Here is a 21622-nt window from a genome sequence, read left to right as displayed (position 1 = left end):
TCAAGGAGAGAGGGTCCCGTTGCTCCGTTCCACCGCCATCGCGACTGCCGGCGTGCTCGCCCTGGCCGTCGCCGTGCCCGCCACCAGCGGCGCGGTGACGTACCCGCCGCCCACCAACCCCGGCCAGGTCAAGGGCAAGCCGAAGGGCCCCTTCAAGACGCTGCGCGTCGGCAAGGGCAAGCAGTTCAAGTTCCACAAGATCCAGGCCGCCGTCGCCAAGGCCAAGCCCGGCGACACGATCCGCATCGCGAACGGCACCTACAAGGAGTCCGTGCGGATCGCCGGTCAGAACAAGCGCTTCATCAAGCTCATCGGCAATCCCGCGGCGCCGCAGAAGGTGGTGCTCGAGGGCTCGGGCAAGCTCCAGAACGGCATCTTCGTCAACGGCGCCGACGGCGTCGGCATGCAGGGCATCAAGGCCCGCCGCTACAAGGCGAACGGCTTCTTCGTCACGAACGCGACCGGCTACGTCATGGACCGGCTCATCGCCGAGCTGCCGGGCACGTACGGGCTCTACGCCTTCAACGCGAAGGGCGGCTCGATGACGAACTCGCTCTCCTACCTCGCGGCGGACGGCGGCTACTACGTCGGCCAGACGCCCGAGCAGACCAAGCCGCTGCGCACGATCATCAAGAACGTCGTGGCCTGGGGCAACGTGACCGGCTACACCGGCACCAACAGCCGCTACGTCACGCTGACGAAGTCGAAGTTCTTCAACAACGCGGTCGGCGTCGTGCCGAACACGCTCGACAGCGAGAAGTTCCCGCCCGACGAGCAGAACGTCTTCGCTGACAACGACGTCTTCTGGAACAACTTCGACGTCTACGCCAAGTCGAACACGAAGTTCAAGCCCAACCGCGGCGACGACTTCATCTACCCGCCGGGCCTCGGGATGATCCTGCTCAGCGGCCGCACGAACCGCTTCGAGAACAACCGCATCTACGGCAACTACCTGTCGGGCATGACGCTCGTGCAGAACGTCTTCTTGAAGGCGACGGACGCCATCGACATGATCGACAACTCCGTCACCGGGAACGCGTTCGGCCTGAACGCCACCGACAAGAACGGCCGCGACATCGTCTACAGCGGCAACGGCTCGGGCAACTGCTTCTCCGGCAACACCGGCGTCGAGGTCACCGTCCCGGCCGACCCCGCGACCCTGCCGGGCTGCCCGTTCTCCGGTGCGAACACGAGCAACGGCGACAACGGGGCCTTCGACATCATGCTGAAGGCCGGCGTCCAGGGCCAGTACCGCGACGTGTGGGTCCAGCACCCGCACGCGTCGTCCGATGAGCTCGACCCGCTCGTCGACTGGGAGGACGGCAAGACCTACGGCCCGACCGGCCTGTAGTGCGCCGTCCGCTCGTCGTCCTGCTGATCGCCGGCGCCGCCCTCGCGGCGGCGCCGGCGCAGGCCGGCCCCCGGAAGAGCGTTCAGGTGCTCGACAACTACTACCTGCCCGCGAAGGCCACGGTGAAGCCGAACACCACCGTCGCGTTCAAGTGGCCGGCAGAGGGCGGCGACGTCCACGACGTCAAGCTCAAGAAGGCGCCGGCGGGCGTGAAGAAGTGGCAGTCCGACCCGGGCTCGAGCGGCTACGTCTACAAGCGGACGCTCAAGAAGCCCGGTACGTACTTCATCGTCTGCACCTTCCACGAGGAGATGACGATGACGATCAAGGTCCGCAAGTAGCGGGCGGCGGTCAGCGCGCGGGAGGGCCCTCGTTGGGGGAGAGCGGGCGACGCCGCTCGAGCTCGGCGCGGTCGCCCTCCAGCTCGGCCGCCTGACGCTCGATCTCGGCGTTGCGCCGCTCGAGCTGCGCGCGTTCGGAATCGCCCACGCGCTCCCAGAACTCGGCCGACTCCGTGTGGCGGTCGGCCGCTTCCATGTGCGTGCGCCGAGCCCGCTCATGGATCTCGGCGCCGTCGCTCACGACGGGGATCGTAGAGCAGCCGCGAGCGGGTGCGTACATCTTGCGTCATGGTGGGAGACTGGGGTGATGGCACCGGCCACCATCATCGCCATCGGCGCCTCGGCGGGCGGCGTCGAAGCCCTCACCACGCTGGTGCGCGAGCTGCCACGCGACCTGCGGGCCGCGATCCTCGTCGTCCTCCACGTCCCGGCGAGCGGCACGAGCGTGCTGCCGCAGATCCTCGACCGCGCCGGGCCGCTGCCCGCGGTGGCGGCCGAGGACGGGATGCCGGTGGAGGCGGGCCGCATCCACATCGCCCCGCCCGACCGCCACATGGCGCTCGAGGACGGCCACCTTCGCCTGCTCGTCGGGCCGCGGGAGAACGGCCACCGGCCCGCGATCGACCCCACCTTCGCCTCGGTCGCCTCCTTCGACGGCCCCAGCGCCGGTGTCATCCTGTCCGGGACGCGCGACGACGGGACCCGCGGGATGATCGCGATCAAGACCGCGGGCGGGCGGATCTTCCTCCAGGATCCCGAGGAGGCGCTCTTCGATGGCATGATCCGGAGCGTCCTGCGGTACGTGCCACCTGACGCCGTCCTGCCGCTCTCCGCGCTCGCAACGGCGCTCACCCAGTTCGCGAATGCCATGAGCAACGACACCGACGACGACCGCGAGCCCGCGCTCGAGACGGACGACCCCTCGGCCACGCGCTACACGTGCCCCGACTGCGGCGGCGCGCTCTGGCGGTACGAGACCGGCGACGTGCTGTCGTTCCGCTGCTCGGTCGGCCACGCGTACTCACCGGAGAGCTTCGACGCGGAGCAGGGCCGGGACATCGAGTCCGCGCTCTGGGCGTCGGCGCGCCTGCTCGGCGACCGCCGGACCCTGCTCGAGGAGATGGCGTCGCGCGCCGAGGCCAACGGCCACGACCGCAGCGCATTGGCGTTCCGCGAGCAGGCAGAGGAGGTCACCAAGGCCGGCGAGACGATCCGCCGCCTCATCGAGGACGGCCGGCTCCCGCTCAACGCCGTCTCCCCTGCCATCCTCGACGAGTAGGACATGACGGAGCTTCCGGAAGGCTTCGACGCCGTTCTCGACTACCTGAAGACCACCCGCGGGTTCGACTTCACGGGCTACAAGAGCGCCAGCATCAACCGGCGCATCACGAAGCGCATCGAGGCGACCGGCTGCACGTCGTACACGGAGTACCTGGACTACCTCCAGGTCCATCCCGACGAGTTCCCGGTCCTCTTCAACACGATCCTCATCAACGTCACGGGCTTCCTGCGCGACCCCGAGTCATGGGACACGCTGCGCGACGAGGCGCTGCCGGGCGTCCTCGAGGCGGCCGAGTCCCGGCCGCAGGTCCGCGTCTGGTCGGCGGGGTGCGCGTCGGGCGAGGAGGCGTACTCGCTGGCGATGCTGCTGTGCGAGGCGCTCGGCGAGCGCGCGTTCCGCGAGCGCGTGAAGATCTACGGGACCGACGTCGACGAGGAGGCGCTCGACCAGGCGCGGCAAGCGGTCTACTCGACCAAGCAGCTCGAGTCGGTGCCCGAGGACCTGCGCGCCAAGTACTTCGAGCGCATGGATCAGCGCTTCGTCTTCCGCAAGGACCTGCGGCGGGCGCTGATCTTCGGCCGCAACGACCTGGTGCAGGATGCACCGATCTCGCGTGTTGACGTCCTTGCGTGCCGGAACACGTTGATGTACTTCAACGCCGAGACGCAAAGCGCGATCCTTCGTCGGTTCCACTTCGCGCTGCAGCCGACGGGCTGCCTGTTCCTCGGCAAGTCCGAGATGCTTCTCACCCGTGGTGAGCTCTTCCGCCCCATCTCCCTCAAGCGCCGCCTCTTCAGCAAGGTCGAGCGGCCCGCCGTGCGTGAGCGCATGACCGTCGTCCCGCCCGAGCCGAACGGCCACACGGACGACGACCTCGCGCTCGCCGCGTTCGACGCCGGCCCGGTCGCGCAGCTCGTCGTCGATCGAGCGCGGACGCTGGTCGCCGCCAACGAGGTGGCCCGCTCGCTGCTGCAGATCGGGTCCGAGGACATCGGGCGCCCGCTGAAGGACCTCCGCGTCTCCTACCGCCCCGCCGAGCTGCGTGCCGGGCTCGATGCGGTGTTCGGCGACGGGCGCCCGGTCGAGGCGGGGACGGTGACGACCGGCGAGGGCGCCGACGCGCGCACGCTCGAGGTGCGGCTCGCGCCGATGCAGGCCGACTCGGAGATCTCGGCCGTGACCGTCACGTTCCTCGACGTGACGCCGCAGAAGCGGCTCGAGCAGGACCTCGAGCGCTCCAAGAGCGAGCTGGGCGCGGCCTACGAGGAGCTGCAGTCCACGATCGAGGAGCTCGAGACCACCAACGAGGAGCTCCAGTCGACGAACGAGGAGCTCGAGACCACCAACGAGGAGCTCCAGTCGACGAACGAGGAGCTCGAGACCATGAACGAGGAGCTCCAGTCCTCCAACGAGGAGATGGAGACGACCAACGACGAGCTGCGCTCACGCTCGCTGCAGCTCAACGAGGCGAACGCGTTCATGGACACGATCCTCTCGAGCATGGGCGTCGGCGTCGTGGTCGTCGACCACGACCAGCGCGTTCGGGTCTGGAACGCGCAGTCCGAGGAGCTGTGGGGCGTCCGCCGCGACGAGGCGGTGGGCGAGCACATCCTCGCGCTCGATGTCGGGCTGCCGCTCGACCGGCTGCGCACGCAGCTGCGGGAGGTCCTCAGCTCGGGCGGCGAGCCGGAGGAGCTGGCGATCGAGGCGATCGACCGGCGCGGCCGCGCCTTCCGCTGCCACGTCACGATCGCGCCGCTGGCCATCGCCGGCTCGGACGGCTCCGCGGCGATCCTCCTGACGAAGCGCTTGGCCGACTAGTCGCCCGGCCGCGTGATCCGCGCGCGGCGCCCTTCGGCGAGGCGCTCCCGGAGCTCGCGGCTGCGCGCGGCGACCGCGCGCGAGGATTCGATGATGTGGTCGACGTCGCGCGTGCGGTCCGGCAGGCCCTCGCGCACCGCGGCGATGCGGTCGTGCAGCGCGGTGATGTCGACGTTCGCGCGGAGGCGCGACGGCAGCGCGGCGGACTCGGCCGTCTTCCCGTTGCCGCCGGTCGCTCGGCGTATGCGGAGCGGGCGCGCGCGCTCCGGCGAGGCGCCGGGGTCAAGCCGCTCCCACGAGTCCGGCGCGAGCAGGAACGCACCGTCGTCCCGGCGCACGACCTCGCCGCGCTCGGCCAGCTCGGTGAGCGCCAGCGACACCGTCGGCCGCTCCGCGCCGGCCAGCCGGCCGATCGTCTCGTGCGTCAGCACGAGCGGCACCACCACGCCGTCGGGCGTCATCCGGCCCCAGCGCTCGCCGAGGTGCCAGAGCACCGCGAGCACGCGGTCCTCGATGCGTCGCAGCTTGCCGATCGCGGCGTGGACCATGAGGCGGTGCTCCTGGGCCCCCAACCGGTCGTGCAGCGCGATGATCAACTCTGGCCAGCGCCGGATCGCGGCGATGAAGCGGCGGTCGAGCAGCGCGAGGCGCGCGCGTTCGCTGACCGAGTAGGAGAGGTGGCTGGGGACGCTGCCGGCGGTTCCGGTGCAGGCATGCAGCACGTCGCCGGGGCCGGCGAGCAGCGACCCGATCCGGTCGTCGAGCGCGATGTTCACCGTGACGAACCCCTCGAGGACGAGGAGCCCGAGGTGCGGCTCCTCGGCGAGCTGCTCGAGCTCAGCGGCGCCCGTCGCGACGGTGAAGCCCGGGACGACGACGAGCCGCTCCGCCAGCGGCCGGTCGGCGGGAGGGATCGCGGCGCCGAGCTCGGGGTCCTCGACCAGCAGGGCGATCGCGCCACGAGCGATGCCGCCGTCGCGCACGTGGCTGGAGAGGGCGACGACCTGCGTCACGTCAGCTCTCCTTCGCGTGCCCGCGCATGAACTGGTCATGCGCGCGCTCGTGGTCGGCGTGGATCCGCTGCTCCGCCGCGAGATGCCGCTCGAGCGCGGCGGCCTCGTCCTGGCGCACTGCCGCCCGCTCGTGCGCCTCGATCTCGTGCTCGTGGGCCCGGCGCGCGCGGTCGGTGGGCGCCTCGGCGAGCTCCTCGCGGGCGATCTCCGCGCGCTCGCGCGCCCGGACGGCCCGCTCGGCAGCGGCTTCCGCGCGACGCTCCGCTACATCAGCGAGGCGCTCCGCCCGCTGCGCGGTCGGCGGCGCAGCGTCCCGCCGGTCCATGGCCATGGACCGACGATACCCCTCTCCCGTCAGATTCATAGGTGGCGCGCGAGCGCTCCGAGTGGGACGGCGGTGATGCGGTGCTTCCGCATCACCGCCGTCCGCCGGTCACTTCTTCCCGCAGGCGGGCTTGACGGTCGCCGTCGCGCCGCGCGCGACGGTGACCTCCTGCGTGGACAGCACCTTGCCGTCCGGCGTCTCGCAGGTCAGCGTGAACGCCTCGGTCTGCCCGGTCGGCTCGATGCGGTCGGGCTGGCTCACGAAGCCCTGGACGGTCGCCGTCCAGTCGTTCGCCGCGGTGACGTAGTAGATGACGCGCAGCACGTACGTGCCGGCCTCGGGGTCATCGAGGACGACCTGCTCGGGCGAGCCCGGCGCGTTGCCGGAGTCGCCGACCTGCTGGCGGGTCCCGTCGGCGTTGACCTTGTAGACGACGAGGTCGTAGTCCTCGGGCGTCGCGGCCCAGTTCAGATCGACGTGCACGCTGTCCGCGCTGCCGTCGAGGGTGAACTCGCGCTCCACCGAGCCCTGCTCCTCGTCGGCGGCGCCGAGGACGAGCTTGTTCTCGTCGGCGGTCGGCGTGAACGTCTGCGGCTCGCCCACCGGCTGCTCGGTTCCGTCGATGTACCGCGTCCCGACGAACGGCCGCGTGGACGGGTTCACGTGCCAGGTGAACTTGCCGCCCTTCGGCACGGTCATCGTGCTCTGGACGTAGTCGGCGAACGACTGCTTCTCACCGCGTGCGGGGCAGTCGGCCGGCGTGCCGCCGCCCGACGAGTTCAGGTAGCCCTGCGCGTAGAGGCAGACGGCGCTCGTCTCGGTCTGGAACTCCTTCTTGATGCGGAGCACCGAACCCGCCGGCGCCTTGCCGGTGATGATCGAGTGGTCGGGCGCGCTCGCCGCAGTCTCGGCGCCGAGCAGCAGCGCCTCCTTGAGGCCCTTGCCCTCGCTCGGCGTGCCCGCCTTGCCGTCGAACTCGTCGATGACGCCCGTCTGGTACGGCATGTGGAACTGGCCGCCCGAGGGGCCCATCTCGATCGTGTAGCCGTAGCCGCCCTGCGCGGCGTACGTGTAGTCCTCCGTCGTGCCCGACGTGTCGTAGAGCTGGAAGCCGAACTGCGACGTGTAGCCCGTGGCGTCCGCCATGGCGTCGCCCAGCTTCTTCAGCGCGGGCTCGTCCGGCGCGCGGCCGGCGTCGTGCAGCCCCGGCGGGCGCAGCACGAGCGCGGCGACGTTGTGGATGCTGATCAGCGTCGTGACCTGGCGCTCGCGGCTGAACTGCCAGACCGCCTGCGTCTCCGGCTCGGAGAACGGGCCGGGCCCGCGGTAGGACTGCGTGATCGGGTCGGTGCCGGCGCCGTTGCCGCCCCAGCCGCTGCCGTAGTTGCGGTTCGGGTCGACGCCGTACTGCAGCGTGCAGGGCACGTCGCCCGACGGGATCGCGCCGTCGCAGTTCTTGCGGCGGTAGGCGAACGAGCCGCCGAGCAGCGCGACGCCCTCGACGGTCTGCAGCGGCGTGATGCCGGTGCTGTCGGCCGGATCGGGCAGGCCGAGCATGCCGCCCTCGCGCGACTCGACGAAGCCGTCGACGTTGACGATCGGGACGACGACGATGCGCTCCTTGCCGAGCAGGTCGGTGATGCGCTGGTCCTTGCCGTAGGACTGGGCGAGCAGCGTGGCGAACTCCATGCCGGCCTCCGCCGACGGCCACTCGCGGGCGTGGTGCATGCCCATCACGAAGTACGTCGGCTTGCCGTCGTCGGTGCGGTCGACGCCCTGCGAGATCTCGACGCCCATGATCTCGCGGCCCTGGAACGTGCGCTGCGGCAGGACGACGGGCTTGACGATGCCGGGGTAGTTCTCGGCGAGCGCCTTCAGCTCGTCCTGGTAGTCCTGCAGCACCCGGTAGTCCTCGCGGCCGCTCGGCAGCGGCGACTCGCCCGCGGCGCGGACGCGGCGCAGGTCGGCGGCGCGCGCCTTGGTGGCGTCGGCGACCATGTCGGGGATCTCGACCTCGAACGGCAGGCCGGTGTCCTTCAGGGCGGCGAGCTGCTTCGCGCCGGTGACGATCACGTCGGCCTTGTTGCCGTGGATGTCGTGCGTGACGTCGAGGCCGGCGTGGTCGAGGCGGGCGAGGTCCGCGTTGTTGCGGAACTTCACCTCGACGAGCTGCGGCGTGCCGTCGGGCTTCGGCGGCGTGACGTCGTAGAGCTTGACCGTCAGCGGCAGGTTCTTCGCCCGGCCGCTGAGGCGCGTCGCGCGCAGCCGGATCCGCTGGCCGGAGGTGACGTAGGTCTGGGCGACCTCGCGGGCGGAGAACCCGTGCGAGGCGGCGAGCTTGCGACCGCTGCGTGCGTCGATCAGATCGAGGTCCCAGTCGCCGCGCGCTCCCCCCGAGCGGACGGTGATGAACCCGGACATCGGTGCGACGTACACGGGGGCCGCCTTCTTGGCGACCGCCGTGCGCTTGACGAGCGGCAGGCTCGCCGGCGTCGCGGCACCGGCTACGGCCGGTACGGCGAGCGCCAGAGCGCCGGCCACGAGGGGCCCGGCGATGGACATCGGCTTCGTGCGCATGCCGCGATGAACGCAGCAGGCGTCACGAACTTGCGCGTTGCGTCAGCGGCGCGTGGTGGCCCGCGTCGTGCGCTCGCCGTTGACGCGCCGCGTCAGCTTGAGCGGGTTCGCGTCCTGCAGCGCGGGCGGCAGGAGCGCGTCGGGCGTGTTCTGGAAGACGACCGGACGGAGGAACCGGTCGACCGCCGTCGCGCCGACCGACGTATGCGCGGCGTTCGAGCTGGCGGGCCACGGACCGCCGTGGTGCATGGCGAGCGTGACGGACACGCCGGTGGGGACGCCGTCGAAGATCACGCGGCCGGCCTGCTCGGCGAACCGCTCGACGAGCGGCTGCAGGCTCCCGTGATCGGCGGGCTCCGCGAAGACCGTGCAGGCGAGCTGTCCCTCGAGCGCATGGAGCGCGCCGAGCAGGTCGTCCTGGCCGCGATGCTCGAGGACGACCACCGCGGGCCCGAAGTGCTCCTCGCGAAGCTCGGGCGTCGAAGGGACCGCCCGCGCCGGAGCGCGGAAGACCGCGGGCGGAGCGAAGAACCCCGCCCCCGACGACTCTCCGCCCGCGGCGTCGCCGCCCACTCTCTTCACGCCCTCGGAGGCGGCGAGGCGGCTCAGCCCCTCTTCGAGGCCGGCGTGCACGCCGCGGTTGAGGAGGACCTGCGGGCCCTTCTGCTCGAGCGCGCTCGCGAGGCGGTCCGCGAGGTCGGTTCCCTCCGGCGCGAAGACGAGGCCGGGCTTCGTGCAGAGCTGGCCGCCGAACGTGCCGACGGCGCCCGCGAGGGCGTCGACGATCTCGTCGCCGCGGGCCTCGAGGGCGCGGGCGGTGACGACGACGGGGTTGAGGCTGCCCATCTCGGCGTAGACCGGGATGGGGTTCGGGCGCGCGTTCGCGCGGGCGAGCAGCGCCGCGCCGCCGCGGAAGGAGCCGGTGAAGGCGACGGCCGCAGTCGCGGGATGGTCGACGAGCGCCTCGCCGACGTCGAGGTCGGCGGCGAGCAGGTGCGCGAACGCGCCCGACGGCAGGCCGGCCTCGGCGATCCCGGCCTCGATGACCTCGGCGACGACCGTCCCGGTGCCGGGGTGCGAGGGATGGCCCTTGACGATCACCGGGCAGCCGGCGGCGAGCGCGGACGCGGTGTCGCCGCCCGCGGTGCTGAACGCGAGCGGGAAGTTGCTCGCGCCGAAGACGACGACCGGGCCGAGCGGCAGCTTGGCGCGGCGCAGGTCGGGGCGCGGGACCGGCTTGGCGTCCGGGTCGGCGAGGTCGATGATCGCGTCGTGGTGCTCGCCCGCGGCGACGTGGTCGGCCAGCAGCTCGAGCTGGACGGCGGTGCGCTCGAGCTCGCCGCGCAGGCGCACCTCGGGCAGACCCGTCTCGACGGTCGCGACCGACACGATCTCGTCCGCGCGCCGGCGCAGGCCGGTCGCGATGGCCCGCAGCGCCCGCGCGCGACGCGCGTCGTCGCGCAGCGCGCCCGAACGAACGACCTGCAGCGCGTCGTCGAGCGCGACCTCGACGTCCGCGACGGTGGCGGCGGGATGGCTGTCGGCGACCTCGCCGGTCCGAGGATCGACCGCTTCGACGGTTGACATGCCCGCTATCGTACCAACTGGTTCTCAAAACGGACCAGTCGCTCCCGCGCCGAAGATCATCGCGCGCGGCGCCGGGCCACCGGTCATGACCATCTCGACTCCCATCCGCCAGCGGTACGAGCAGATCGCCGACCACCTCGTCGGCGAGATCGCGGCCGGGCGGCTCTCCCCCGGCGATCGTCTTCCGGGCGAGCGTGAGCTGGCGCAGCAGCTGGAGGTCGGACGCGCCTCGGTGCGGGAGGCGCTCGGGTTCCTGCAGGTGCAGGACCTGATCGTCACGCGACCGGGGTCGGGCTCGTACGTCGCCGACGACGTGCTCCAGCGCCTCGCGGCACGGACGACCGGTCCCGTCGCCGCACCGGTCGCGGACGCCGGTCCGACCGCAGTACTGCAAGCGCGGCTCATCACCGAGCCCTCCGTCGCGCGGCTCGCCGCGACGCTCGCTCCCCATCCGGCCGAGACCCTGACCGCGCTGCTCGAGCAGATGGACGCCTCGATGGACCCGGCCGACCCGGACCAGCGGCGCCGCTGGAGCGACGCCGACCGCCTCTTCCACCGTGAGATCGCGGTGCTCACCGGCAACCCGGTGCTCATCGCGATCGCCGACCAGCTCGCCCGCACGATGGACGAGCCCCTCTGGCAGCGCCTGCGCGACGAGTCGATCGCCGTGCCCGGTCGCACCACCCTGCAGCTCGCCGAGCACCGGCTCATCGCCGCCTCGATCCTCGAGGGCGATCCCGACGCCGCCGAGCTGCACGCCCGCCAGCACATCCACCGCGCGCGCCGGTACATGGCGCTCGAGGACAACCCGCAGGAGCACCGATGAGCACCTTCCCCGGCATCATCCCCGCCGTCGTCGTCCCCTTCGCCGAGGACGGCTCCATCGACCTCGCCGCCCTGCGCGCGAACGTCACGCACCTCCTCGACGGCGGCATCCACGGCCTGGTCGTCAACGGCACGATGGGCGAGGCGGGCAGCCTCTCCGACGACGAGCGCCGCACGGTCATCGCGACGGTCGTCGAGCACGTCGACGGCCGCGTCCCCGTCACGGCCGGCGTGTCCGCCGGCTCGACCGCCGCGTCGGTCGCCTACGCGCGGATGGCGCGCGAGGGCGGCGCGAGCGGCGTCATGTGCCTGCCGCCGCTGCTCTACCGCGGCACGACCGACGAGCTCGCCGCCCACTACGCCGCCGTCGCCGAGGCGGCGCAGCTGCCGGTCATGGCCTACAACAACCCCGAGGCGTCGAACATCGACCTCACGCCGGACGTCATCGCGGAGATCGCGCAGGCGGTGCCGGGGATCGTCGCGGTCAAGGAGTGCTCGGGCGACGCCCGCCGGATCGCCGCGCTGCTCGGCGCGACTGACCTCGAGGTGCTGGTCGGCGGCGACGACTGGGCGCTCGAGGGGTTCGCGGCCGGCGCGACCGGCTGGGTCTCGGGCGTCGCGAACATCGTGCCCGCGGAGTGCGTCCGGCTGCAGGACCTCGTGGCCGCCGGCGACCTGGTCCCCGCGCGCGAGCTGTATCAGCGCCTCCTGCCGCTCTCACGGCTCGACATGACGCCGTGGCTGGTCCAGTACTTCAAGGGCGCGATGGACGCCGTCGGCCTGACCGGCGGGCCCAGCCGCGCGCCGCGCCAGCCGCTGACGGCGGCGCAGCGCGCGATCCTCGACGAGGCGGTCGCCGCGCTCGGGGCGCCGGTCGCGGCATGAGAGCGGCGCGCGCGTTCAGCGCGGTCGACTCGCACACCGAGGGCATGCCGACCCGGGTCATCACGGGCGGCGTGCCCGCCCTGCCGGGCGCGACGATGCTCGAGCGCAAGCTGCGCTTCGAGGCCGAGCGCGACCACCTGCGCCTCCTGCTCATGCAGGAGCCGCGCGGCCACGGAGCGATGTCCGGCGCGATCCTCCAGCCGCCGACGCGGCCGGACGCCGACTGGGGCGTGCTCTTCATCGAGGTCTCCGGCTGCCTGCCGATGTGCGGGCACGGGACCATCGGCGTCGCGACCGTCCTCGTCGAGACGGGGATGGTCGAGGTGAGCGAGCCGGAGACCGTCATCCGCCTCGACACGCCCGCGGGGCTCGTCGAGGCGCGCGTCGCCGTCTCGGACGATCGCGCGACCGCGGTGACGTTGCGCAACGTGCCGTCGTTCCTCCACGAGCAGGACGCCGTCATCGAGGTGGCCGGTCTCGGACCCGTCACGTACGACATGGCGTTCGGCGGGAACTTCTACGCGCTCGTCGACGCCGCGAGCGTCGGCCTCGACCCGGAGCCCGCACAGGCGCAGCTCCTCATCGATCGCGGACTCGAGGTCATGGCGGCGATCAACGCGAGCGCCGCGCCCGAGCACCCGGAGGACGAGCGCATCCGCGGCTGCCGCCACGTCGTCTTCCACAAGCCCGGAACCGACGGCGCCCACGCGAAGGCGGCGACCTCGATCCACCCGGGCTGGCTCGACCGCTCGCCGTGCGGCACCGGCACCTCCGCCCGCCTCGCCCAGCTCGTCGCGCGCGGAGAGCTCGGGATCGGCGAGCCGTTCGTCAACGAGTCCGTCATCGGCACGCGCTTCACCGGCCGCGCGATCGAGGAGACGACCGTCGCCGGCCGCCCCGCGATCGTCCCCGAGATCACCGGCCGCGCGTGGATCACCGGGATGGGCCAGTACCTCCTCGACCCCACCGACCCCTTCCCCGCGGGGTTCGCGCTGTGAGAGGAGCCGGCTCCTCTCCCGCCGCGGCGGCCGCCGAGAGCCGGCGGCTCGCCGGCGGTGACGATCCGCGGGGGGCGCGGCCGTGACCTCTTCGGACGCGGTCGTCGTCGGCGCGGGGATCGTGGGGACCGCGGCGGCGTTCGAGCTGGCGCGGCGGGGGCTGTCGGTCACGCTCGTCGATCGCGCGGGGATCTCGGAGGGGACGACCGGGCTGGGCGAGGGGAACGCGCTGTGCTCGGACAAGGACGCCGGCCCGGAGCTCGAGCTCACGGTCGCCGGCATGCGGTACCTGGACGAGCTCTTCCCGCTGCTCGGCGACGCGGCGCGGGTGCGGCGCAAGGGCGCGCTCATCGTCCATCCCGACGAGCGGACGTGGGCGGCGGAGGACGCGCGCGCGGACCGTCTTCGCGCCGCCGGCGTCGACGCGCGGCTGCTCGACCCCGATGAGGTGCTCGCGCTCGAGCCGCGGCTGACCGGCGCGGTCCACGGCGCGCTCTTCGTCCCGACGGACCTGCAGTGCGATCCGCAGGCGATCGCCCGCGGGCTCGCGGCGCTCGCGCAGGAGGCCGGCGCGGTGATCCGCACGGGCGCCGAGGTGACCACGATCGACCGCGGCGTCGTCCTCGCCGGGGGCGAGCGTCTCGACGCGCGCGCGGTCGTCCTCGCCGCCGGACCATGGTCGGCGCCGCTCGCCGCGACCGCCGGCCTGACGCTGCCGGTCGAGCCCCGCAAGGGCCAGCTCACGCGCCTGCGCCTCGAGACGCCCGACCCGGCCTTCCTGCGCCGCAAGGTCGTCGACGGCTCGTACCTGCTGTCCGTCGGCTCGGCCGACCCCGGCCGCCAGGTGTCGACCGTCGTCGAGACGACGTGGGACGGCCACGTGGTCGTGGGCTCGACGCGCGAGCGCTGCGGCTTCGACCCCGCCGTCGACCTCGACCTCGCCGAGCAGGTCCGCGCCCGCGCCGCCCGGCTCGTCCCGGACGTCGCCGCGCTCGAGCTCGACGACACCTGGGTCGGCTTCCGCCCGTGGCTCCCGGACCACCTCCCCGCGGTCGGCCCGTCGAAGGCCGCCGAGGGGCTCTTCGTCGCAACCGGCCACGAAGGCGCCGGCGTGCCGCTCGGCCCGATCTCCGGCCGCCTCGTCGCGCAGATGATCGCCGGCGAGACGCCCGACCTCGACCTCGCGCCCTTCGACCCCGACCGCTTCGCGAAGGTCGTCGCGGGGGCGACCCTCTAGATCGTCTTCCCCGGCCGCGCCGCCGGAGTGGGCGACGTCAGGCGGCGCGGTCGCGCTGCTCTTCGAAGAGCGGCGCGTTGATCGCGATCCAATGCTCGATCGCCGCGTCGACGCCTTCGCGGTCGCCGGTCGCGAGGAGGTCGAGGAGGAGGCCGCGGGTCACGGCGACGCCGAGGCGGGCGAACGCGTACGCCGTCTCTCGCGGCAGGCCGGCGGACTCGGCCATCGCCGCCGTCGGCTCGACCCACGACGCGATGTCGCCCTCGAGCATCTCCGCCGCCGGCGAGCGGCCGTGGAGCGCTTGGGCGTAGACCTCGAAGAAGAGCCGCTCGTTCGGCCACAGCGACGGGTCGGAGATGTGCCGCCACCACGCGCGCGTCGCGTCGGCGAAGGACACCGCGGGATCCGGGACGAGATCGGCGATGCCGGCCCGCTGGCGCGCCTCGACCTCGCGGACGATGGCCACCCAGAGCCCCTCCTTGGACCCGAAGTGGTGGATGAGCATCCGGTGGCTCGTGCCCAGCTCCTCCGCCAGCCGGCGGAGGGACAGGTCCGTCAGCCCGTGGCCGGCGACGTAGTCGATCGCCGCGTCGAGCAGCCGCTGCCGTGCGTCACCGGGCGCCATCGCAACCGACTGTACCACTCGGTACATCGATGGTGTACCATGCGGTACATGCCCAAGCCCGTCACCGTCAGCGTCGAGGTCCCGCAGGACCGCGAGCGCGTCTACGACTTCCTCGACGTGATGGCCAACCACGAGCCGTTCACGAACCACCTGCTCCGCGACTGGGAGCTGAGCGGTCCGCCGCGCGGCGTCGGCTCCAAGGCCCGCGTCCACACGAAGGCGCTCGGCGTCAGCGACGTCGTCGACATCGAGGTCGTCGACGCCGAGGCGCCCGCCCGGATCGTCGAGCGCAACGTCGCCCACAAGGCCGGCCGCACCGGCGAGGGGACCTACTTCCTGGAGCCGCTGCCGGACGGCGGCACCAAGATCACCTTCGAGTACAAGTGGATCGAGACGCCGGTCGCGGACAAGCTGACCGCCCCGCTCGCGCGCGCGTTCATCCGCCGCACGAACGCGACGGCGATGCGCCGCCTCGCCGAGCAGCTGGCGACGGCCTGAGCCGCAGCTACAACCCGGCCGGGTGGCGCACGGCGAACCCGCCACGCCTCCCGATCTTCGGACGCCAGCGCACGCCCATCCGGCCGGTGGGGTCGCCGACGGGGCTCGTGTCGAGCCGCAGCCCGGCGACCTCCATGTACACGTGCCCGTTGTTCGCGTAGACGGTGATCCAGCGCCCGTAGCCGCCGGAGCCCCAGCGCGCGAGCTGCCCGCTCACCATCGTGCCGCCCAGCAGCGACGCGCGGATCAGCGCGTACCCGACGGCGCCCGAGCAGTCGTAGCCGGAGTCGTACAGCGACCCGTGGCCGCCACCCCACTTGTATGGCCTGCCGACGATCTGGTTCGCGGCGGCGATGACGCGGCGCACGCTCTTCGGCGCCCCGATCGGGATCGCCGCCCTGCCGTCCGCGCGCATCCGCGCGACGCGGCCCGCGATCGCCTTGCCCTTCGGCACGATCGGCAGGTACCGCTTCGGCGCCGGGCTGCTCGGCCGCTGCTCTGTCCCCTTGGGAGCCGGGCGGGCCGGCACGCCGACGTCGCCCCACGCGCGGTCGTCCTTCGCCGCGTCGCCCGCCCACCACGGCTGGGCGTCCGCGGGAGCGTTCCCCGTCGTCGTCTCGGCCACGGCGGCCTGGTCGTCCCAGGCATCGGCGAGCGCCGGGGTCGCGGGCAGGCAGAGCAGCAGCAGGATCAGGGCGAGCGGAAGGGAGCGAAGGCGAACCATCGCTCCTCACATCGGTGCACCCGCACCGGGGTTGAGCGGCGGTCACCGTCTCTGGACGGGCGCTCAGGTCTTGACGACGAGCTTCGTGGCGGGCTGCAGCCACGCCTCCGCGGCGTCGTCGAACGGCACCACGGTCGTCTCGATCGCCAGCGGGTCGAAGCGCCCGTCGGCCGCCAGCCGCAGCACCTCGGGCAGGAACCGCCGGCTGTCCGCCCGCCCGACCTCGAACGTGACGCCCTTCGAGTACATCTCGAAGAGCGGCACCGGCGTGAGCGCCGAGAAGTGGATCGCGACGGGCGTGCAGACGCCGTAGTCGTCCGTCGAGCGCAGCGTGCAGTGCAGGCCCTCGGGCGAGCCGCTGTTCTCCACCGTGATCGGCGCGCGGTCGAAGCGCCGCGGCCAGTCGCCGGTGTGCTCGATCGCCTCGGCGCCGAGCCGCTCGGCCTGCGCGAGGCGCCCCGCGTCGCCGTCCACGTACCGCACGCGGCCCGCCCCGAGCGCAACCGCCAGCGCCACCGTGTAGAGCCCGATCGACGCGGCCGCCCCGCCGACGACGAGCACCTCCGCCCCGGGCCGCGCGGCCAGCGGCGGCCCGACGGTGCGGTACGCGTCGACGACGTTGTCCGGCAGCGTGCAGAGCTGCTCCGGCGTCAGGCCTCCGGGCGCCGGCTGCAGCATGTGGTCGGCGTGCGGGACGAGCAGCCGCTCGGCGACCGCTCCGCCGTGCCCGCCGCCCGACTCGCCGAACCCGAACGCCGCGCCCGCGCGCGCCCGGTGCGTGTGGCACGCGGCGAAGCGGCCCTCGCGGCAGGCCACGCAGGCGCCGCACGAGACCTGGAACGGCACCACGACGCGATCGCCGGGCCGATGCGCCGCGACCCCGTCGCCCGTCTCCACCACCTCCGCGACGACCTCGTGCCCGACCGGGTACGGGCCGGGGAAGAGCCCGAACGCCGCCATGATCGGATCGAGGTCGCAGCGCGCGATCGCCAGCGGCCGCACGATCGCCGCGCCGCCGTCCGGGAGGACCGGGTCGTCCGCCTCCTCGAACCCGACGTCGCCGCGATCCCGGAAGACGAGGTGCCGCATCGCGCGAGCCTTCCAGAGTCGGGGCCGGTCGTGTGTGACGATCGTGAGGTGCCGGGCGCGCGCGGGTAGAGGTCTTCCTGCGGTCGAGCCGAACGCCGGGGTGCGACCGCGTCGTGCTCTTCGATGACGATCCTCCGCCCGTTCCTCATCGCCCTCGCGGCCCTGACCGCGTTGCTCGCCGTGCCCTCGGCCGCCGGCGCGTACGCCCTGCTCGGCGGCAGCTGGCCGACCCGGACGATCACGTACGCCACGACCGGCGCGACGCAGTACGACGGCACCGTCCGCGCGGCCGCGCGCATCTGGAACCGCGCCGACGTCGGCGTCCGGTTCCGCGAGGTCGGCGCCGACGCGGCCGAGGTGACCGTCGACTACGGCGGCGTGCGCTGCCAGGGCTACACCGACGTGCGCTTCGGCCGGCGCTACGCGTTCGCCGAGGTGTCGCTCGGCCGCGGCTGCGACAAGCGCCTCATGCGCCTCGTCGCGGTTCACGAGCTCGGCCACGTCCTCGGGCTCGACCACGAACGCCGCCGCTGCGCCCGCATGAACCCCACCTTCGACCAGCACGGGACGCCGACGAGCTGCGCCCCCCGGACGCTGTCGGCCTGGCTGCGTCACCCGCTCCTCCCCGACGACCTCCGGGGAGCCCGCTCCATCTACCGCTGAACGCGGGGGAGCTACTTCACCAACCACCGGAAGATGGACGTTCTAGCGTCCGCCGCGTGCATCGGAGAACCGCTGTCCTCACAGCAGCGGCCGCTCTTGCGACCGCTGCCATCGCGTCGCCCTCGCAGGCGACGACCCTCGCGCCGGGCCCCTTGTCCATCGCCAGCTTCGCCAGCCCGTTCGCACCGGGCTGCGGCGGGCCGGGCGAGGCCTTCGCCTCGAGCGTGAACTACCTCAACGCCGAGGTCGAGCCGCACCTCGCCGTCAACCCGCTCAACGGCTCGCAGATGGTCGGCGGCTGGCAGCAGGACCGCTGGAACGACGGCGGCGCCCACGGCAACGTCTTCCAGGGCTCGAACGACGGCGGCGCGACGTGGACCGGGACGTGGCCCGCGTTCTCGCGCTGCGCCGGCGGAACGCCGACGAGCGCAGTGCAGGGCACGACCCTGGCCCCGCGCCCGAGCGACTACCAGCGCGCCACGGACCCGTGGGTCTCCTACGGCCCGGCCGGGCGCGTGCACTCGATCTCGATCGGGTTCGACAACGACTCGCCGCGCAACGCGATCCTCGCCGCGTTCTCCGACGACAACGGGGCGACGTGGAGCGCGCCACGCGAGCTGCGGTTCGACAACCCGCGGGCGCTCGGCAACAACTTCAACGACAAGGAGACGATCACCGCCGACCCGACGAACCCGAACCTGGTCTACGCGACCTGGCAGCGGATCGTCTCGCCGAGCGAGCGCACGTCGGCGAGGGGCTACGAGAACGCCGCGAGCTACTACTCCGAGGCGTACTTCGCCCGGTCGACCGACGGCGGCGTGCACTGGGAGCCGGCGCGCGCGACCTTCAAGCCGCAGGGCCGCTTCGCGCAGGTCATCGGCAACGAGATCGAGGTCCTGCCGAACGGCACGCTCATCAACGGGTTCAACCGCATCCAGGCGGTGAGCAACCGGAAGAAGCAGCGCGGCTACAACGTCGCGCTCCTGCGGTCGTTCGACAAGGGCCAGACGTGGACGGGCGTGACGCAGATCGACCGCCTGCTCGTCGACGAGGTGCAGGACCCGGACACCGGTCATGACGTCCGCACCGGCGACATCATCCCGATGTTCGCGGTCGACCGGTCCAACCCGAACGACCCCGACGGCAGGATCTACGCGGTCTGGATGGACACGCGCTTCAACGATCCCGATCACAACGACATCCTCCTGTCGCGGTCCGACAACGGCGGGACGGAGTGGACCGATCCGGTGGTCGTCGATCGCGCGCCGGCAGGCGTCGACGCCTTCACCGCGAACGTCGACGTGGACGCGCAGGGCAACGTGGCGGTCAGCTACTACGACTTCCGCAACGACCAGGCGGGCGACGACGTGCTGTCAACCGACATGTGGCTCGCGCACTCGCACGACCACGGGGCCACCTGGGACGCGGAGACGCGGCTGACGCCGGCCTCGTTCGACATGCGGACCGCGCCGGACGCCCTCGGGTACTTCGTCGGCGACTACACCGGCCTGGACCACTTCGGCACCCGGTTCGACTCCCTCTACGTCGCGGCGAACGACGGCGACACGGACAACCGCACGGACGTCTTCCACAGGAGCGCGGCACCCTAGGAGGAGGGGCGGTACCGCAGGCCGTCGAGGGCGACGGCCAGGACACGCTGGACGTCGGCGGGGTCATCCGCGGGGATCTTCGCGATCCCACCCACCATGCGGATGACCTCGTCGATCGTCACGTCGGGGCGGACGACGCCGGCGTCCTGCGCGCGCTCGAGCAGCGCCCCGCCGGCGGTGAACATCGCCTGGCGGCAGCCGAGGAAGACCGGCTTGTCCCGGTTGTCCCCCGCGAAGAGCTCCTCGGCGAGCGCCTGCTTGGTGTTGACGTAGGACACGAACCGCCCGAGCCACTCCCGTAGCGACTCCCACGGATCGCCGCCTGCGAGTTCCTCGGCGCTGCGGCACAGCGCCTCGACCTCGTCGACGTAGACCGCCTCGACGAGGTCCGCACGGGTGGGGAAGTTGCGGTAGAGCGTCCCGATGCCGACGCCGGCCCGCCGCGCGATGTCCTCGAGCGCCGCGGAGCGATCGGCCTCGGTGAACGCCTCGCGGGCGGCCGCGATCAGCTTCTCGTAGTTGCGGAGTGCGTCGGCGCGCTTGGGGCGCTCGACGAGCTGGGTGGGATCGAGTTGGGACACGCCAGGTTCACTGACCCTTGCAAAGCGGAGGGTGCCTCCGCTATTGTTCCCTCTCAGAAACCGGAGGCAACCTCCATATGTAGTGGAGGTGCCCTCCAGTTTAGCTCGTCGCCCACGACTCCGAAAGGGCTCCCCTCTTGTCCTCGCGTCCAGTACGCCCCGCGCTCGTGCTCGGGGTGATCCTCTCCACCTACCTCATGATCGTGCTCGACGTGTCCGTGGTCATCACGGCGCTCCCGAGCATCCGTGACTCCCTCGGCTTCTCAACCGCAGATCTGTCCTGGGTCCAGAGCGCGTACGCCCTGACCTTCGGCGGCCTCCTGCTGCTCGGCGCCCGCGCCGGCGACGTCTGGGGCCGCCGCCGCATGTTCACGGTCGGCATCGCCGTCTTCACGCTCGCGTCGCTGCTCGGCGGCCTCGCGCAGTCCACGACGTGGCTGCTCGCCGCCCGTGCGCTGCAGGGCGTCGGCGCCGCGATCGCCGCGCCGTCCACGCTCGCGCTGCTGACCACCACCTTCGCCGAGGGCCCCGAGCGCACCCGCGCGCTCGCCGCCTACAGCGCGGTGGCAGGCGGCGGGGGCAGCGTCGGGCTCGTGCTCGGCGGCCTGCTCACCGACCTCATCTCGTGGCGCTGGGGCCTCTTCATCAACGTCCCGGTCGGCGCGCTGCTGCTGTGGCTCGCTCCGCGCGTGCTCGAGGAGACCGAGCGGCGTCCCGGCCACTTCGACCTCACCGGCGCCGCCCTCTCGACGGCGGGCATGACCGCGATCGTCTACGGCTTCGTCCGCGCCGCCGAGGACGGCTGGGGAGAGCGGTTCACCGTCGTCTCGTTCGTCGCCGGCGTGCTGCTGCTGGCCGCCTTCATCGGCGTCGAGCGGCGCGCGGCGCAGCCGATCACGCCGCTGCGGCTGTTCGCGAGCCGGCAGCGCGCGGGCGCCTACGGTGCACGCCTGCTGCTGGTCGGCGGCATGTTCTCGATGTTCTTCTTCCTCAGCCAGTGGCTGCAGGGCGTCAAGGGGCTCGACCCTCTCGAGACCGGCATCGCGTTCCTGCCGATGACCGCCGTCATGTTCGCGATGGTCCGCGCGGTGCCGACGCTGTCCGCGCGCTGGGGCGACACGCGCCTGCTCATCACCGGTGTCACCGTGGCGCTCGTCGGGATGACGTGGCTGAGCCGCCTCGACGTCGGGACCGCGCTGTTCCCCGGCATCGCCGTGCCGCTCGTGCTGCTCGGCCTCGGGATGGGCGGCGCGCTCGCGCCGCTGACCGCGGCGGCCATCGCGGGCGTGGAGCCCGGCGACGCCGGCGCCGCGTCCGGCGTGGTGAACGCCGCCCAGCAGCTCGGCATGTCGCTTGGCGTCAGCGTGCTCGTCACGGTGTTCGCGAGCGCCGGCGGCGACGCCGCGGTGTCCTCGGCGGGCGCCGCGCGCCAGCACCTCGCCGACGGCGTGGCGAGCGCGCTGACGGGGTCGGCGGTGCTGCTCGCGCTCGGCCTCGGCGTCATCGCCCTGGTCGTCCGGCGCGGCGCCGAGCGCGTCAGCGCCCCGGCGTACGCGGAGGCCGCGCGATGAGCCCGGCCACCGCCTCCCA

General features: G+C 72.7%; 21 protein-coding genes. 12 read left to right on the top strand and 9 right to left on the bottom strand.

The window, feature by feature from the left end; genetic code table 11:
- The first annotated feature begins 19 nt into the window (after positions 1-19).
- Together AC1UE4_RS16450 and AC1UE4_RS16445 are read left to right on the top strand one after the other, a co-directional pair.
- Entirely contained in the window at positions 20-1351 is a 1332-nt protein-coding gene (locus tag AC1UE4_RS16450) for a right-handed parallel beta-helix repeat-containing protein (protein WP_482918391.1), read from the top strand.
- Positions 1351-1692 (top strand): cupredoxin domain-containing protein, encoded by a 342-nt coding sequence (locus AC1UE4_RS16445; protein ID WP_482918390.1) that lies wholly within the window; start codon positions 1351-1353, stop codon positions 1690-1692. The genes AC1UE4_RS16450 and AC1UE4_RS16445 overlap by 1 nt, the downstream gene beginning before the upstream one ends.
- Positions 1693-1702: 10 nt before the next feature.
- Here the strand turns inward: AC1UE4_RS16445 and AC1UE4_RS16440 are convergent, their stop codons facing one another.
- Positions 1703-1933 (bottom strand): hypothetical protein, encoded by a 231-nt coding sequence (locus tag AC1UE4_RS16440; RefSeq protein ID WP_482918389.1) that lies wholly within the window; start codon positions 1931-1933, stop codon positions 1703-1705.
- A 66-nt stretch (positions 1934-1999) separates the two neighbouring features.
- On the opposite strand from AC1UE4_RS16440, the gene AC1UE4_RS16435 reads away from it, so the two are divergent.
- Both AC1UE4_RS16435 and AC1UE4_RS16430 read left to right on the top strand, forming a co-directional pair.
- Positions 2000-2971: a chemotaxis protein CheB gene (locus AC1UE4_RS16435; protein ID WP_482918388.1), complete on the top strand. Its 972-nt coding sequence runs from the start codon at positions 2000-2002 to the stop codon at positions 2969-2971.
- Positions 2972-2974: 3 nt separating this feature from the next.
- The gene (locus AC1UE4_RS16430) at positions 2975-4795 is read left to right on the top strand and encodes a CheR family methyltransferase (protein ID WP_482918387.1); all 1821 of its coding nucleotides are present in this window, start codon (positions 2975-2977) and stop codon (positions 4793-4795) included.
- Here AC1UE4_RS16430 and AC1UE4_RS16425 read toward each other — a convergent pair.
- From AC1UE4_RS16425 to AC1UE4_RS16410, 4 genes are all read right to left on the bottom strand, one after another.
- Positions 4792-5808, bottom strand: coding sequence for a helix-turn-helix domain-containing protein (locus tag AC1UE4_RS16425; RefSeq protein WP_482918386.1), 1017 nt, complete (start codon positions 5806-5808; stop codon positions 4792-4794). The two genes, AC1UE4_RS16430 and AC1UE4_RS16425, sit on opposite strands and share 4 nt — an antisense overlap.
- Before the next feature lies 1 nt (position 5809).
- Positions 5810-6139 carry a hypothetical protein gene (locus AC1UE4_RS16420; protein WP_482918385.1) on the bottom strand — a complete coding sequence of 110 codons (330 nt, stop codon included), beginning with the start codon at positions 6137-6139 and terminating at the stop codon, positions 5810-5812.
- 102 nt (positions 6140-6241) lie between these two features.
- Positions 6242-8710: a M14 family zinc carboxypeptidase gene (locus AC1UE4_RS16415; RefSeq protein ID WP_482918384.1), complete on the bottom strand. Its 2469-nt coding sequence runs from the start codon at positions 8708-8710 to the stop codon at positions 6242-6244.
- Positions 8711-8752: 42 nt separating this feature from the next.
- Positions 8753-10297 carry an aldehyde dehydrogenase family protein gene (locus AC1UE4_RS16410; RefSeq protein WP_482918383.1) on the bottom strand — a complete coding sequence of 515 codons (1545 nt, stop codon included), beginning with the start codon at positions 10295-10297 and terminating at the stop codon, positions 8753-8755.
- Between the two features lie 85 nt (positions 10298-10382).
- On the opposite strand from AC1UE4_RS16410, the gene AC1UE4_RS16405 reads away from it, so the two are divergent.
- From AC1UE4_RS16405 to AC1UE4_RS16390, 4 genes are all read left to right on the top strand, one after another.
- Positions 10383-11123, top strand: coding sequence for a FadR/GntR family transcriptional regulator (locus AC1UE4_RS16405; protein WP_482918382.1), 741 nt, complete (start codon positions 10383-10385; stop codon positions 11121-11123).
- Entirely contained in the window at positions 11120-12007 is an 888-nt protein-coding gene (locus tag AC1UE4_RS16400; RefSeq protein WP_482918381.1) for a dihydrodipicolinate synthase family protein, read from the top strand. Before AC1UE4_RS16405 ends, AC1UE4_RS16400 begins: the two co-directional genes overlap by 4 nt.
- A complete protein-coding gene (locus tag AC1UE4_RS16395; RefSeq protein ID WP_482918380.1) occupies positions 12004-13005 on the top strand; it encodes a proline racemase family protein in 1002 nt (333 codons plus the stop codon). Before AC1UE4_RS16400 ends, AC1UE4_RS16395 begins: the two co-directional genes overlap by 4 nt.
- Positions 13006-13087: 82 nt before the next feature.
- Positions 13088-14242: an NAD(P)/FAD-dependent oxidoreductase gene (locus tag AC1UE4_RS16390; protein ID WP_482918379.1), complete on the top strand. Its 1155-nt coding sequence runs from the start codon at positions 13088-13090 to the stop codon at positions 14240-14242.
- A 37-nt stretch (positions 14243-14279) separates the two neighbouring features.
- Here AC1UE4_RS16390 and AC1UE4_RS16385 read toward each other — a convergent pair whose 3' ends face one another.
- The gene (locus AC1UE4_RS16385; RefSeq protein WP_482918378.1) at positions 14280-14867 is read right to left on the bottom strand and encodes a TetR/AcrR family transcriptional regulator; all 588 of its coding nucleotides are present in this window, start codon (positions 14865-14867) and stop codon (positions 14280-14282) included.
- A gap of 48 nt (positions 14868-14915) precedes the next feature.
- On the opposite strand from AC1UE4_RS16385, the gene AC1UE4_RS16380 reads away from it, so the two are divergent.
- Complete coding sequence (locus tag AC1UE4_RS16380; RefSeq protein ID WP_482918377.1) at positions 14916-15365, top strand: SRPBCC family protein; 450 nt, start codon at positions 14916-14918, stop codon at positions 15363-15365.
- Between the two features lie 7 nt (positions 15366-15372).
- On the opposite strand, the gene AC1UE4_RS16375 is transcribed toward AC1UE4_RS16380, so the two are convergent.
- Positions 15373-16089 carry an NlpC/P60 family protein gene (locus tag AC1UE4_RS16375; RefSeq protein WP_482918376.1) on the bottom strand — a complete coding sequence of 239 codons (717 nt, stop codon included), beginning with the start codon at positions 16087-16089 and terminating at the stop codon, positions 15373-15375.
- Between the two features lie 63 nt (positions 16090-16152).
- Positions 16153-17178 (bottom strand): alcohol dehydrogenase catalytic domain-containing protein, encoded by a 1026-nt coding sequence (locus tag AC1UE4_RS16370; protein WP_482918375.1) that lies wholly within the window; start codon positions 17176-17178, stop codon positions 16153-16155.
- A gap of 123 nt (positions 17179-17301) precedes the next feature.
- Here AC1UE4_RS16370 and AC1UE4_RS16365 point away from each other — a divergent pair, with 123 nt between their 5' ends.
- Together AC1UE4_RS16365 and AC1UE4_RS16360 are read left to right on the top strand one after the other, a co-directional pair.
- Positions 17302-17841 carry a matrixin family metalloprotease gene (locus tag AC1UE4_RS16365; RefSeq protein ID WP_482918374.1) on the top strand — a complete coding sequence of 180 codons (540 nt, stop codon included), beginning with the start codon at positions 17302-17304 and terminating at the stop codon, positions 17839-17841.
- 56 nt (positions 17842-17897) lie between these two features.
- A complete protein-coding gene (locus AC1UE4_RS16360; protein WP_482918373.1) occupies positions 17898-19451 on the top strand; it encodes a sialidase family protein in 1554 nt (517 codons plus the stop codon).
- Here the strand turns inward: AC1UE4_RS16360 and AC1UE4_RS16355 are convergent.
- On the bottom strand, positions 19448-20032 hold the full coding sequence (locus AC1UE4_RS16355; RefSeq protein WP_482918372.1) for a TetR/AcrR family transcriptional regulator: 585 nt from the start codon (positions 20030-20032) through the stop codon (positions 19448-19450). The genes AC1UE4_RS16360 and AC1UE4_RS16355 overlap by 4 nt on opposite strands.
- 167 nt (positions 20033-20199) lie before the next feature.
- Here AC1UE4_RS16355 and AC1UE4_RS16350 point away from each other — a divergent pair, with 167 nt between their 5' ends.
- Positions 20200-21603, top strand: coding sequence for an MFS transporter (locus AC1UE4_RS16350; protein ID WP_482918371.1), 1404 nt, complete (start codon positions 20200-20202; stop codon positions 21601-21603).
- Positions 21604-21622: the final 19 nt, after the last annotated feature.

This window comes from Parviterribacter kavangonensis (genome assembly GCF_056863335.1).
Note: the sequence above shows the minus strand (reverse complement) of the source record. Positions and strands in the feature narration are given on the sequence as shown.